Source organism: Herbaspirillum sp. C9C3 (assembly GCF_013359625.1).
Lineage (GTDB): Bacteria > Pseudomonadota > Gammaproteobacteria > Burkholderiales > Burkholderiaceae_D > Herbaspirillum.
This window is the reverse complement of the sequence record NZ_JABFMQ010000044.1, coordinates 1-13,919: the sequence shown is the minus strand read 5'-3', so window position 1 is coordinate 13,919 and position 13,919 is coordinate 1. Positions and strand designations below refer to the sequence as shown.

Annotated in this window: 11 protein-coding genes; 5 read left to right on the top strand and 6 right to left on the bottom strand. The window is 63.5% G+C overall.

Features of this window, described 5'->3' with window-relative positions:
* Both HNO82_RS21645 and HNO82_RS21640 read right to left on the bottom strand, forming a co-directional pair.
* Nucleotides 1-1,531, bottom strand: a 1,531-nt coding sequence (locus tag HNO82_RS21645; RefSeq protein WP_249777067.1) for a type VI secretion system Vgr family protein, incomplete at its 3' end; no start/stop codon positions are given.
* 460 nt (nt 1,532-1,991) lie between these two features.
* Nucleotides 1,992-4,064, bottom strand: coding sequence for a UvrD-helicase domain-containing protein (locus HNO82_RS21640; protein ID WP_008332897.1), 2,073 nt, complete (start codon nt 4,062-4,064; stop codon nt 1,992-1,994).
* 126 nt (nt 4,065-4,190) lie between these two features.
* Between HNO82_RS21640 and HNO82_RS21635 the strand changes: the two genes are divergently transcribed.
* Nucleotides 4,191-4,661, top strand: coding sequence for an SRPBCC family protein (locus tag HNO82_RS21635; RefSeq protein WP_175345095.1), 471 nt, complete (start codon nt 4,191-4,193; stop codon nt 4,659-4,661).
* 111 nt (nt 4,662-4,772) lie between these two features.
* On the opposite strand, the gene HNO82_RS21630 is transcribed toward HNO82_RS21635, so the two are convergent.
* Entirely contained in the window at nt 4,773-5,822 is a 1,050-nt protein-coding gene (locus tag HNO82_RS21630; RefSeq protein ID WP_008332895.1) for a YeiH family protein, read from the bottom strand.
* A gap of 163 nt (nt 5,823-5,985) precedes the next feature.
* Between HNO82_RS21630 and HNO82_RS21625 the strand changes: the two genes are divergently transcribed.
* Nucleotides 5,986-6,888: a LysR family transcriptional regulator gene (locus HNO82_RS21625; RefSeq protein WP_008332894.1), complete on the top strand. Its 903-nt coding sequence runs from the start codon at nt 5,986-5,988 to the stop codon at nt 6,886-6,888.
* 26 nt (nt 6,889-6,914) lie between these two features.
* Here the strand turns inward: HNO82_RS21625 and HNO82_RS21620 are convergent, their stop codons facing one another.
* Nucleotides 6,915-7,400 carry an asparaginase domain-containing protein gene (locus tag HNO82_RS21620; protein ID WP_008332892.1) on the bottom strand — a complete coding sequence of 162 codons (486 nt, stop codon included), beginning with the start codon at nt 7,398-7,400 and terminating at the stop codon, nt 6,915-6,917.
* A 207-nt stretch (nt 7,401-7,607) separates the two neighbouring features.
* On the opposite strand from HNO82_RS21620, the gene HNO82_RS21615 reads away from it, so the two are divergent.
* A complete protein-coding gene (locus tag HNO82_RS21615) occupies nt 7,608-8,372 on the top strand; it encodes an L-asparaginase (RefSeq protein ID WP_175345094.1) in 765 nt (254 codons plus the stop codon).
* Here HNO82_RS21615 and HNO82_RS21610 read toward each other — a convergent pair.
* Together HNO82_RS21610 and HNO82_RS21605 are read right to left on the bottom strand one after the other, a co-directional pair.
* Entirely contained in the window at nt 8,350-9,336 is a 987-nt protein-coding gene (locus HNO82_RS21610; protein ID WP_175345093.1) for a D-2-hydroxyacid dehydrogenase family protein, read from the bottom strand. The two genes, HNO82_RS21615 and HNO82_RS21610, sit on opposite strands and share 23 nt — an antisense overlap.
* Before the next feature lie 125 nt (nt 9,337-9,461).
* Complete coding sequence (locus HNO82_RS21605; RefSeq protein ID WP_175345092.1) at nt 9,462-10,469, bottom strand: zinc-dependent alcohol dehydrogenase family protein; 1,008 nt, start codon at nt 10,467-10,469, stop codon at nt 9,462-9,464.
* Between the two features lie 198 nt (nt 10,470-10,667).
* On the opposite strand from HNO82_RS21605, the gene HNO82_RS21600 reads away from it, so the two are divergent.
* Nucleotides 10,668-11,558 (top strand): LysR family transcriptional regulator, encoded by an 891-nt coding sequence (locus HNO82_RS21600; RefSeq protein ID WP_175345091.1) that lies wholly within the window; start codon nt 10,668-10,670, stop codon nt 11,556-11,558.
* Between the two features lie 387 nt (nt 11,559-11,945).
* The gene (locus HNO82_RS21595; protein ID WP_175345090.1) at nt 11,946-13,814 is read left to right on the top strand and encodes a phosphoenolpyruvate carboxykinase (GTP); all 1,869 of its coding nucleotides are present in this window, start codon (nt 11,946-11,948) and stop codon (nt 13,812-13,814) included.
* Nucleotides 13,815-13,919 lie beyond the last annotated feature (105 nt).

The window sequence follows — 13,919 nt, the reverse complement described above, 5'->3', positions numbered from 1 at the left end:
GAATCCGGTTCTGCTCAGGGGTGTCGTCCATCACCATCTGGTTGAAGCCGGTGCCACCGAATTCCTTGGACTTCACACCCGAGAGCCGCCCGTTGGTATGCCACTGCGGACGCTGTTCACCATTGAACAAGCGACCGGTCACGACTGGCCGGTCCGGGTCGCCGTTGAGGAAGGAGACGATGACTTCCTGCCCGATGCGCGGCACCTGAATCGCACCCCAGGATTGGCCGGCATTGGGGTAGCTCACCCGCACCCAGCAGGACGCCGCCTCGTTGCCGGGATTGATGCGGTCCCAGCGGAACTGGACCTTGATGCGATCGAGATGATCGGTATAGACCTCCTCACTGGCAGGCCCCACGACGATGGCCGTCTGCGGGAGCATGACAGGCCTGGCATGCGTGCGCGCAGCACGAAACGGCAGCTTGCGGCGCTGTACCTCGAAGCGGTTGAAGCAATGGCCGGTGTGTTCGTTGTCCGTTTCATCGACCTGCCGTTCGCGCCGGATCGACTCCTTGAATGCTGCCAGCGTGGCGCTCAGGCTGCCCGGAAAATCCAGTGCCTGATGCGACAGGGGAAGGTTGTTCTCGATGAACCAATCTATGGCCAGGATGACGAACTGGCGTTCCCTGTCGGGCTCGGCCCGGTGCAGGGGATGTTCTTCCAGCCTGAACCAGCGCCCGCAAGCCAGATTGCGTACACCCGAGACGGCAGCGTAGCGCTGCATGGAGGATTCCCACTGCTCCACTTGCAGGTCGGCCTGTCGATTGCCTTGTGCCTGCTGCGCAAAACTGTAAGCACCGGTGTACTCATACATCTCCAGCTGTGCGGGCAGCTGGCCGTATTCGGGCATCACCTGTTCTTCGGCTTCCTTCTGCATGCGAGGCGATTTGTAGTCGTCGCTGCGGCCCCGCCATGTCTTGGAGGAAAGCGTGCGGCTGGCGCTCCAATGCAGGATCTTGTCGAGCTCGTCGCGGGGGCCGGCACCGTGGAAGGCGATGTCTTGCTGGGGCAAGCCGGGCAGGTTCCAGGTGTTGTCGGTGATGACCAGGACGTGGCCGTTGCCATCTTCCCGCTGTTCGTGATGGGCGAACCAGCCTTCTTCTTCCATCAGGCGCTGGACGAAATGCCAGTCGGTTTCGTACTGGGTGCAATAGGAGCGCGGGACGTAAGTTCGTTCCAGGACAAAACGGTAATTGCCGCGTGCTTGCGGGTGGTTGTTGAAGACCTCGGCGAGAATGTCCTCGGTCCTTTTGTCCTGCCAGATCCGGGCATCCTTGCGAAAGCGCAGGAAATGCAGCCACGAAGAGAACGAGAGCTGGCAGAAATCGAGTTCGCCGTCACTGCCCAGGCGCTTTGCAGTATGCACGTAGCCATGCCAGGGCAGGGTCTCGCCCTCATGCTGCCGGATCCACAGCGTGACTGGCTGCGCAATCAACTGTTCCAGCGCAATGCCGGTGTGCGTGCTCAGCAGATCGACGGTGACTTCGTAGCCATCATTGAGTCGCTCGGTGGCGATCAGCCTTTGTGGCAAGAGGACGTCTGGCCCGAGTGGCGAGTCCAGTTGGAGCAGCCGGCGATGCTGCGTGAGATGCTGCGTAATGCGCGCTTGGGAGCGTGGTGAATCATTCGGCGAGGGGGAGGGCATGCGATGCGGCTTCCAGAGAGAATTCGCGCATTCCGAAACATGCCAGTGAACAAACAGGAGAAAATCGCAGTACCTCTTGCGAAGTGAGCACACGCTCTGCTTGAATGAGGAAGTTCCGGATGCGGCCTATGCCCATGGACTCATCGATGCAGCAGAGGCCCCGAGCGACGAAGGCGACAGTCTCCGTTGCACGAGGCACTTTCTCAATGGAAGTAATTCGATTTTTTCGCCAAATCATTTTGGCAGTTTTGATTGGCAGTCAATCCGTTGTGAAGCAATGACTGTCAAGCGGATGGATGCAGCGAGATAAGGGAACCGGCCCTGTCAGTCCCCGATACGGCAGGTACTAACCTTGTTCCGGCGTATTGCGCGGCTTCTGCAACAAGGCCTTCAAATTGGCCAGCCGTGCCTGCGGCGTGATCTTCTCGCTCTCCTGCGGCACCGCCTCGCCTTCGTCCAGGCGCATCTCCTTGACGAAGCGCGAGATCTGGCAATCGATCACTTCCTTGGCGCGCTTGCGGCGCTTGCACCAGGACACGTGCAGCGAGCGCTGCGCGCGCGTGATGCCCACGTACATCAGACGACGCTCCTCTTCCACGCGCGCAGCGGCTTGTTCCGGTGGGGTATCCGGATCACCCTTGTGCGGCAGGATGCCTTCCTCCACACCGACCAGGAACACGTGCGGAAACTCCAGTCCCTTGGAGGCATGCAGGGTCGACATGCGCACCGCATCCTGCTCTTCGTCGCGCCCTTCGAGCATGCTCATGAGCGCCACCATCTGGGTGATTTCCAGCAGGTTCTTCTCTTCGCCCTCGCCATCACGTCCACCGCAGGCGCGTTCCTTGAGCCAGTTGATGAAGTCGACCACGTTCTGCCAGCGCGCCTGCGCAGCGCGCTCCTCGAAGCTGTCGTAGAGGTAGAACTCGTAGTTGATGGCCTCCATCATGTCGTCCAGCACCTTGCCGGCCTCGGCGCCGCTGCCGGAGGGGCCGGGGCGGGTGGCGCGGGATTCCAGCGCGTTGATGAAGTCGCAGAACTTGCGCAGCGGCAGCAGCTGGCGGTCGGTCAGCTTGTCTTCCAGTCCCCCCTTGTAGACCGCTTCGAACAAGGAACACTGCCACTGTCCGGCCAGCGTACCCAGCACTTCCAGCGTGGCCTGGCCCACGCCTCGGCGCGGCGTCGTGACGGCGCGGATGAAGGCCGGGTCATCATCCTGGTTGGCGATCAGACGCAGGTAGGCAATGATGTCCTTGATCTCGGCGCGGTCGAAGTAACTCTGGCCGCCCGACATCACGTACGGAATGCGTTCGCGCCGCAGCGATTTTTCCAGGATGCGCGCCTGGTGGTTGCCGCGATACAGGATGGCGTAATCGGCAAACTTGGCGCGCCGCTCGAAGCGATGCGCCGAGAGCGTGATGGCGATCTGGTCGGCTTCGGCTTCTTCATCATCCATCGCCATGACCGTGATCGGGTCGCCCAGCCCGTGCTCGGACCACAGGGTCTTGTCGAACAGCTTGGGATTGTTGGAGATCACCGCGTTGGCCGCCTGCAGGATGCGCGTGCTCGAACGATAGTTCTGCTCCAGCTTGATCAGGTGCAGGTTGGGAAAATCCACGCCCAGCAGTTTCAGGTTCTCGATGGTCGCGCCGCGCCAGGCATAGATGGCCTGGTCATCGTCGCCCACGGCGGTAAACATCGGCTTCTTGCCCACGCCGGTCACCAGCAGCTTGACCAGTTCGTACTGGCAGGTGTTGGTGTCCTGGTACTCATCGATCAACAGATAGCGCAGCTTGCGCTGCCAGCGGTCGCGCACTTCCTCGTTGCTGCGGAAGAGCTCCACCGGCAGACGGATCAGATCATCGAAATCGACCGCCTGGTAAGCCTTCAACGTGGCCACGTAGCTGCGATAGATGCGCGCGGCCTGGGCTTCGTCTTCGGTGCGGGCATTCTTCTCGGCCAGGTCGGGGTCGATCAGGCCGTTCTTCCACAAGGAGATGGCATTCTGGATGCCACGGATGATGGCCTTGTCGGTAGTGACCGCCAGTTCTTGCACCAGGGAAAAACAATCGTCGCTGTCCATGATTGAAAAGCGATCCTTCAGCCCCAGATGCTTGGACTCCTGCCGCAGGATCTTCACGCCCAGGGAGTGAAAGGTCGACACCGTGAGGTGCTTGGCCTGCTTGGGATCCTTGAGCAGCTTGGCGATGCGCTCCTGCATTTCCAGCGCGGCCTTGTTGGTGAAGGTGAGCGCGGCGATGTTGCGCGATTCGTAGCCACAGTTTTCGATCAGGTGGGCGATCTTCTGCGTGATCACGCGGGTCTTGCCGGAACCTGCGCCGGCCAGCACCAGGCAAGGCCCGGCCATGTAGTGGACGGCTTCGCTTTGCGGCTTGTTCAGGCCGAAGGAGGGGGCGGACATACGGAGGCGATCGGCGTGGGCAGGAGAAGAAACGAGGCGCCATTGTAGCAGCCCGCCCGAGCCACCCGGCGGTGCCTGTGGGACAATGCCCGCATTGCCGGTGGCAACAACATCACGAGAGCAACCATGAAATTCAACCATCTCATCCAGATCAACGATCCGCTCAATGCGCTCATCGATCCTCTGAGCCGCGAGCAGCTCTGGCGCGGCCTGGTCCTGCGCGCAGAGTCCCCGCGCCTGTTCATGCCGCACCTGGACGACTGCCGCCTCTCCGAGAAGAGCCTGGACAGCGTGCGCCGCGAGCTGCGTTATGGCGAACTGGTCATCATCGACAAGGTCACCTACCTGCCGCAGATCCAGGTGCTCTATGAAGTGCCCGCGCAGGGCGAGATTGCGGCCTCGCGCATGAGCATGACCATCGAGGAGCCGCAGACCGATGTGCTCTTCGTGCGCTTCGAATATGACGATGGCAAGCCCGAGGATGTGACCGGCGAAGAAGCCTTCTACGACAACTTCCGTCGCTCGGCCTACCAGGAAGCCGATATCGATACGGTACGCATCATCCGCGAGCTGACCCAGCGCGGCGAGCTGCATTGAAGAAGCTGAACGAATTGCTTGCTTGCGTCAGGTTTCCTGAAGCCGCAAAAAAGAGGCGCGATCCGCAAGGACCGCGCCTTTTTCTTCGGTGTCGGTGTCGGGGCTTCAGGTTCAGGCCAGCAGGCGTCCCAGTGCACCATTGACCAGGGCCCCACCGATGATCAGCCAGGCGAACAGGATCGCACCCAGGATCATCGGCTTCATGCCGGCACTGCGCAGTGCCGAGAGGTGGGTGGACAGTCCCAGGGCCGCCATGGCCATGGCCAGCATCAGCGTATCGGCTTGCAGCACCAACTGGTTGACCTGGGCCGGCAGCGGGAAGAAGGAGTTCAATACCACCACACCGATGAAGGCAAAGGCGAACCACGGAATGGACAGCTTGCGGTGCTGATGCTGGTGACCGGAAAGGGACGGTGCCGCCTTCATCGACAGCATCAGCAGGAAGGGCGCCAGCATCATCACGCGGACCATCTTGGTGATGACGGCCACGTCGGCCGTGTGCTGGTCGATGGAGCGGGCCGCAGCCAGCACCTGTGCCACTTCATGGACGGTGGAACCGATGTAGACGCCGAAGTCCGGCAGCCGCAATCCCCACATCGCTTCGCCCTGCAGCGTGTAGAGCAGCGGATACAGGAAGATCGCCAGTGACCCGAAGATGACCACGGTCGAGACCGCCACCGTGACCTGCTCGCTGCGTGCGCGCAGTACCGGCTCGGTGGCCATGACGGCGGCCGCACCGCAGATGGAGCTGCCGGCACCGATGAGCAGCGCGGCTTCGCGATCCAGCTTCAACAGCTTGGTGCCGACCAGCCAGGCCAGACCGAAGGTGGACAGCAGCATGACGGCGTCGATCGCCACACCGGCCAGTCCCACGTGGGCGATGTCCTGGAAGGTCAGGCGAAAGCCGTAGAGGATGATGCCGGCGCGCAACAGGGTCTGCTTGGAGAAGCGCACGCCCTCGCCGCAGTACGCACCCAGGCGTGGATAGACGGTGTTGCCGATCACGATGCCCAGCACGATGGCCACCGTCAGCGCCGAGAAGCCGTGGTTCTGCAGCCAGCCGATGTCGCCCAGGCGCATGGCGGCCCAGGCCACGGCGCCCGAAAGCGCCAGCCCGGCGGCGGCGGGATGCAGGGGGGATGTCTGGATGGCGGTACGCATGAGGCTCTCCAAAAATGTCGTTGCTGTCGATGGAGTGCACTGTACGCGTCGTGCAATTAAAAGAAAAACGAGTTATTTTTCTAATATCTACCTGTTCAATGGGTAGATGGCGGGCCGGCCTCTGCGCGCTCCCGGCCGTCGGGAATCATGAAAGGAGTCATCGATGCGGATCACCTTGCGGCAATTGCAGATTTTCCTGGCCGTGGCCCAGTCCGGTTCGACCACGGCGGCGGCCGGGCTGGTGGCGCTGTCGCAGTCGGCCGCCAGTGCGGCATTGAACGAGCTGGAGAGTCTGCTGGGCGTGCAGCTCTTTGATCGCGTAGGCAAGCGGCTGGTGTTGAACGACAGTGGCCGTCAGTTGCTGCCCCAGGCGCGCCACATGCTGGACGCGGCACAGACCATCGAGCGTCAGTTCAGCGATCCGGCAGCCGGCAGCGATCTGCATCTGGGGGCCTCCACTACCATCGGCAGCTATCTGCTGCCGGCCATGATCGCCGCCTACCGGCGCGTGCATGCCGGTGCGCGGGTGCGGGCGCTGGTGGCCAATACGGCCGATATCGTGGCGGCGGTGGTCAATTTCGAGGTCGATGCGGGACTGATCGAAGGCCCCTGCCACGCCGATGATGTGCAGGTGGAGCCGTGGATGACCGATGAACTGATCGTGGTCGCGGCCCCCAGGCATCCCCTTGTCCGCGCGCGCCGCAAGATCACCTTGAAGATGCTGCGCCAGGCCGACTGGCTGCTGCGCGAGGCCGGGTCCGGCACGCGCGAGGCGGTCGAGCATGCGCTCATTCCCTACCTGCATTACCTGCCCTCGTCGTTCGAGTTCGGCAATTCGGAAGCCATCAAGCGCGCCACCGCCGAAGGGCTGGGCATCAGCTGCCTGTCACGCTCGGTGGTGGAAGACCTGATCGAATCGAGGAAGCTGGTCGAACTGGACACGCCCCTGCCGACCTTGCGCCGGCATTTCTACATGGTGGTCAGCCGTCACCGGGCGCCGTCGCCCAGCCTGACGGCGCTGCTGTCGTTCTGCCGCGACTGGGCGCAGCGGCAGGCGCCGCGCTGAAGGGCGGAACCTGCCCACAGCCGGGGTCAGATCGGCTCGAACACGCCGGCGCTGCGGTTCTTGGCGACCTTGTTCCAGGCGAAGATGCGGCCATTCATCGCCACATACACGCCCGGAGGCAGCACCTGGGCCACGCCGCAGGCAAAGCCGAAGTTGAAGAAGGCGTCGGAGTTGGCGATCTCATAGGGAATCATGGCCCCGGTCAGCACCACGGTCTTGTCGGTCAGCGCCGGGCCCAGCACCTGGGCGGTCTGCTGCATGGTGTCGGTGCCGTGGATGATGACGATGGCCTGCTGCGTCGAGGCCTGGCAGGCTTGCAGCACGCGCTGGCGGTCGCCGTCCTGCATCTCCAGCGAATCCAGCAGGCGCAGGGTTTCCAGGGAGACGTCGGTGGTGATGCGGGCACGGGCGATGACGTCCGGCAAATGGCTTTCACTGAAGCCAAGCTGGCCGGCGATTTCGTCGTAGTGCTTGTCGAAGGTGCCGCCGGTGGCGATGATGCGCAGGCTCATGGGTTCCTATCTTCCAACTGGTCAAAAATGTTCACATCGCGGGATAAGCAAGATGCGCTCCCGGACGCCGCGTGCCAGCCGCTTCCCCCCGGATAGCCGCCGCAATGGCCGCTGGCAGGCGCTATCTTACACGCAGGAAGCTTCATTTATGCCGGGAGACTGGTTGGCCCGGAGCGATTTTCTCAGGACATTTATAATGGACCGGATATGAAACCTCTGGCACCCGGCACCGTCATCTTCCACCGCCATCGCGGCTATGGCGTGATCGTGCTCGTCAACCTGATGACGGGCTGGATTTCTGCGCGCTTCGGCAGCGAGGTGCGCACCCTGGACCTGAACCTGTCGTCGGACGAAGTGCAGCACGCCGATGGCACGCCCATCCTGTTCCGCCGTGCCCCGCCGGATCGCATGCCGCATGCGCGCCTGATGGCCATGGTGCGCGAGCTGCATCGCGCCGGTTATCAGCGCCTGTATCTGTACAGCTGGCCCAAGCCGTCCGGACTGCACTGGCGCTGGCATCTCTTCAGCGGCCCGCGCAACTGGATCGAGCGGCCCTGGCGCGAGGGCTGGTATGGCTCGGGGGCCGATTACAACTTCAATCCGGTGATGGGCTGGGGGGATGGGCCGTCCTCGTCACCCGAGGAACTGGCGCGCCTGCTGGCCCAGTTCGACCCGCAGGGACTGGCCCAGGCGCTGGGCGAGGACGAGGCCCACGCCAGCTGGTTCGAACTGGTTTGCGCCACGCTCTTGCCGGATTACGCCTTCAGCCTCGGCTGGCACAGCAACGGCAGCATCCCGGAACACCTGCCGGTGATCCCGATCCGGCGCAATGTTCCCGAATACGCCGGGCCGCCGCTACCTTGGCCGCCGGGCTGGCGGCACCTGTGGAAGCGTGCCGGGGCCATGCCGCAGCTGACCTATGACCCGCCGGTCAAAACCGTTCACCGCATCACCCCAGAGCCTCAGGATTGAGGACGTTCCTGGGCGTCCCGGCGGCGTAGTCGACGATGTTCTGGAAGGCCGCGCGGAAATAAAGTTCATATCCGTCTTTTTCCACATAGCCCAGGTGCGGGGCGGCCACCACGTTGTCCATCTTCAGCAGCGCTGAATCCACCGGCAGCGGCTCGCGCTCGAAGACATCCAGCGCGGCCAGTCCGGGACGGCCGGCTTGCAGGGCTGCTTCCAGCGCATCGGCCTCGACCAGTTCGGCACGGCTGGTGTTGACGAAGCAGGCGGTCGGCTTCATGCGGGCCAGGTCGCTGGCCTTGACGATGCCGCGTGTGGCGTCGTTCAAGCGCAGGTGCAGGCTCAGCACGTCAGCCTGGGCGAAGAAATCCTCCTTGCTGGCTGCGGCCTGCAGGCCATCCTTGACGGCTTGCTCGCGGCTGGCCTCGCGTCCCCACACCACTACCTGCATGCCGAAGGCGCGGCCATAGCCGGCCACCAGCTTGCCGATCTTGCCGTAGCCCCAGATGCCCAGGGTGCGGCCCTTGAGGGCGGTGCCGATCAGATTGTGATGCGGCGTGGGCGAGACCTGCTGCCAGGCGCCCGCGCGCAGGGCGCTGCAGTATTGCGGCACGCGGCGCATGGCAGCCATGATGAGGGCCCAGGTCAATTCGGCCGGTGCGGTGGGGTCGCCCACCCCTTCGACGATGGCGATGCCGCGCGCGGTGGCGGCGGCCACATCCACATGGCCGCTGACCTTGCCGGTCTGGGAAATCAGTTTGAGCAGGGGGAGTTTTTCCAGCAGGGGCTGGGTGAGGGCGGTGCGTTCGCGGATCAGGACCACGGCGTCAAACGGTGCCAGCCGGGCGGCCAACTGGCCGATGCCGCGCACGGTGTTGGTGAAGACCTTGACGTCGTGGCCGTCGAGCAGGCCAAAGCAATCGAGGTGGCGCACGGCATCCTGGTAGTCGTCGAGGATGGCGATTTTCATGGGAAGTCTCCTGGCACTCTTGTGGGGCGGTAACCGGCCACCTGGGTGGCCGGCGTGGGCGTCCATCATAAAGCGATTGCCGGGATTCGGCACGGGCGGCGCTGCCTGGGCCGATTCCCCGCCAGTCAAAACCCGATGTCGATGACCAGCTTGCCGCGCGCCTGGCCCTCGGCCACCAGGGCGTGGGCCTGGTTGACCTGCTCCAGGGTGAAGCGGCGTTCGTCCATCAAGATCCGCAATTTTCCGGCATCGGCCAGGCGCGCGGCTTCGCGCATGATCTGGCCATGGCGTGCGCGGTCTTCGCCGGTCAGCAGGGGCAGCAGCGTGAAGACGCCCGAATAGGTGGCACCCCGGAAGGACAGCGGCGCCAGCTTGTGTGCGCCCCAGCCGAGGCAGCTGACGACGTGTCCGACATAGCGGCGGGCCGCGGCGAAGGAGGCGTCCAGCGTCGCGCCGCCGACGGTGTCATAGATGACGTCGAAGCCTTGGCCGTCGGTGTATTGCTGCACGTAGTCTTCCACCTGCTGGCTGCGGTAGTCGATGGCGGTGGCACCCAGGCTCTCGATGAGGTCCTTCTGGTCGGCGCTGCCGGTGGCATAGACCTCGGCACCCAGTGCACGGGCGATCTGCACCGCAATGTGGCCGACCCCGCCGGCGCCGCCATGCACCAGCACTTTCTGGCCGGGCTGTACGCGGGCGCGTTCGACCAGGCCTTCCCAGGCGGTGATGAAGACCAGCGGCAGGGCGGCGGCCTGGCGCATGTCCAGGCTGCGCGGCTTGTGGGCCAGCAGGTCGCCATCGACGGCGGCGAACTGGGCCAGCGAACCGGGCACACCGCCGATGCCGCCGGTCATGCCATAGACCTCGTCACCGGCAACGAAGCGCGTTTCGCCAGGCGCGACAGCCTCGACCACGCCGGCCAGGTCGATGCCGAGGATGGCAGGCAGGCGGGCCTGGGCGTGGGCGGCGTTGCCGGCCTGGATCTTGGTATCGAGCGGATTGACGCCGCTGGCGGCGATGCGTACCAGCACCTGGCCGGGGCGCAGCGTCGGTACCTCGATGGGGGCAATCGACAGCGGGGTGCCGAACTGGGTCAGCAGGGCGGCTTGCATGAGGGAAGGGGCGTTGGACATGATGACTCCTGAATGTGGTCTGGGTGAAGGAAGCATCGCCTCACCGCAGGGCGGCAGGTCGATGCACGCAGTCTCCCGGTTTGCCTTGCGCCGAAAAAGTGGGCGGCGCCAAAGTCAGAATTGCGCATCGGCGAATAATCGGCAGGGCGCCATGCCCTAGAATCAGCGCACTGATATCGACAGCACAGGGAGAACACCATGGACCGACTGGATATGCTCAAGGTCTTTTGCGCCGTGGTCGAGGCGGGGGCATTCAGCCGGGCGGCTGAAAAGCTCTCCATGTCCACCTCCTCGGTGACCAACCACGTCGCCGCACTGGAGGCGCATTTCAAGGTGCGCCTGCTCAATCGGACCACGCGCAGCATGTCGCTCACCGAAGAGGGGCGTCACTGCCATGAGCAGGCGCTGCGGCTGCTGGCCGACATGGGCGAGCTGGAGGCGGGTTTGCGGGCTTCCGATACGCGCCCGGCTGGCTTGCTGCGCGTCGACCTGCCCAGCGTCATCAGCCGGCGTTACGTGGCACCGGCGCTGCCGCGCTTCCTGCGCCAGTATCCCGAACTGGAACTGCGCGTGACCGTCAGCGACCGCATGGTCGACATGGTCGAAGAGGGACTGGACGTGGTGGTGCGCATCGGCACCCTGGCCGACTCCGGCATGGTGGCGCGCAAGCTGGCCGGTACCCGTTACCTGTGCTGCGCGGCACCCTCCTACCTGCAGCAGCACGGCTGGCCGCAGACGCCCGAGGCGCTGGACCAGTTCGCCTGCCTGGGTTTCATGAATCCGCGCACGCGCATGGTCAAGCCCTGGCGTTTTGGCCGTGACGGCGTGGAAAGCTCGCATATTCCCAAGGGCCTGCTGGCCATGGATCACGTGGAATCCATGGTGGCTGCCGCGCAGGCCGGCGGGGGCATCATCCAGCAGATGTCGGTGACCCTCGATCCAGCCTTGCAGGAGGGTAGCCTGGTGCCGGTACTGCCGGAATGGCAGGTGGCCGGTCCGGACATCGTGGCGCTTTACCAGCCGACACGCCGGGAGACAGCCAAGGTGAAAGTTTTTGTCGCATTTCTGCAGGAGATATTCACAACGTGAATGGCTCGTCGGCCGCAATGCCCCGCAAATCCAGTGTTTATGCGGTTTATCAAGGAATGGCTGTTATATCCAACGGTAATGAAAAAACAGATTTTTTTTGATTTGTAATTACCTACTATATAAGTCGGGTATTTTTCGCTACAAATTTGCGTAAATTCCGTTTTATCGGGGTACAATCGCTGCCACTTTCCTGCACTCTCGACTGTCGAAGAGTGAGCAAAACCCGCTGCCAGCAAGGAGGCGGGGTGGGTAGCCGGGCTCCTGGAGACGGCTGCCACCGACAAGACCGCCGTACTGCTGACTGGCGTGTTCATTCCGCCGGATCCGTGCAACGACGATCCTGCCGTGCCAACCGAATTCATCAACTTGTGGCATTGGAGGTAGCATATGAACCAACCCCTCATGGCAGGCATTCCCGCAGTCAATGCGCCCGCCTACGTCAAACACCAGAAACTGATCAACTGGGTCGCCGAAATCGCCGCGCTGACCAAGCCGGCTCGCATTTACTGGTGCGATGGTTCGCAGGAAGAATACGATCGCCTGTGCGCTGAAATGGTTGCCGCCGGCACCATGAAGAAGCTCAACGAAGCCAAGCGTCCCAACAGCTACCTGGCCTGTTCCGATCCGTCGGACGTGGCGCGCGTGGAAGACCGCACCTTCATCTGCTCGCAGAACAAGGAAGACGCCGGCCCGACCAACAACTGGACCGATCCGGCCGAGATGCGCCAGACCCTGAACGGTCTCTTCGACGGTTGCATGGCCGGCCGCACCTTGTACGTGGTGCCGTTCTCGATGGGTCCGCTGGGTTCGCCCATCGCCCATATCGGCGTGGAGCTGTCCGACTCTCCCTATGTGGCCGTGAACATGCGCATCATGACCCGCATGGGCAAAGCCGTGTATGACGTGCTGGGCAGCGATGGCGAGTTCGTGCCTTGCGTGCACACCGTGGGCGCACCGCTGGCAGCTGGCCAGAAGGATGTGGCCTGGCCGTGCAATGCCACCAAGTACATCGTCCACTATCCGGAAACCCGCGAGATCTGGTCCTACGGTTCGGGCTACGGCGGCAATGCGCTCTTGGGCAAGAAGTGCTTCGCCTTGCGCATCGCCTCCACCATGGGCCGCGCCCAGGGCTGGCTGGCCGAGCACATGCTGATCCTGGGTGTGGAATCCCCGGAAGGCAAGAAGCACTACGTGGCCGCCGCTTTCCCCTCGGCTTGCGGCAAGACCAACTTCGCCATGCTGATCCCGCCCAAGGCCTTCGGCGGCTGGAAGGTCACCACCATCGGTGACGACATCGCCTGGATCAAGCCGGGTGCCGATGGTCGCCTGTATGCCATCAACCCGGAAGCCGGCTATTTCGGCGTGGCCCCGGGCACCAACGAAAAGAGCAACTACAACTGCATGGCCTCGGTCTCGGCCAACACCATCTTCACCAACGTGGCGCTGACCGATGACGGCGACGTGTGGTGGGAAGGCATGACCAAGGAGGCCCCGGCGCACCTGATCGACTGGCAGGGCAAGGACTGGACCCCGGAAATCGGCAAGGAAACCGGCCGCAAGGCAGCGCATCCGAACGCCCGCTTCACCGTTGCAGCCACCCAGAACCCGGTGATCGATCCGGCCTGGGACGATCCGGCCGGCGTGCCGATCTCGGCCTTCATCTTCGGTGGCCGCCGTTCCACCACCGTGCCGCTGGTGACCGAAGCCCGCAACTGGGTCGAAGGCGTCTACATGGCCGCGACCATGGGTTCGGAAACCACCGCTGCGGCTGTCGGCCAGCAGGGCGTGGTGCGCCGCGATCCGTTCGCCATGCTGCCGTTTGCCGGCTACAACATGAGCGAATACTTCCAGCACTGGCTGGACATCGGCAAGAAGATCGCCGCCTCGCCTGCCGAGCTGCCCAAGATCTACTGCGTGAACTGGTTCCGTACCGATGCCGATGGCAAATTCGTCTGGCCCGGTTTCGGCGACAACATGCGCGTGCTGAAGTGGATGCTGGACCGCATCGAGGATCCGCAGGGCGTCAAGACTGGCGGTGTCGAGCATCTGTTCGGCCTCACCCCGCGCTTCGATGACCTGCAATGGGAAGGCCTGGACTTCAGCGCCGAGCAATTCGCCACCATCACCTCCATCGACAAGGCCGCCTGGGCCAAGGAACTGGAGCTGCATGCCGAACTGTTCGACAAGCTCAAGCACAAGCTGCCGGCGGAACTGCAGGGCGTGAAGGACAAGCTGGAGAAGAAGCTGGCAGCCTAGGGCCTGTTCACACTGAATCTGCGAGATGCGTTGCCCCCAGAAGGCGGGGCGGCAAGGCGCGCGTCAGGGCTGGTGGTGGTGCCACCAGCCCTGACGTGCAACGCG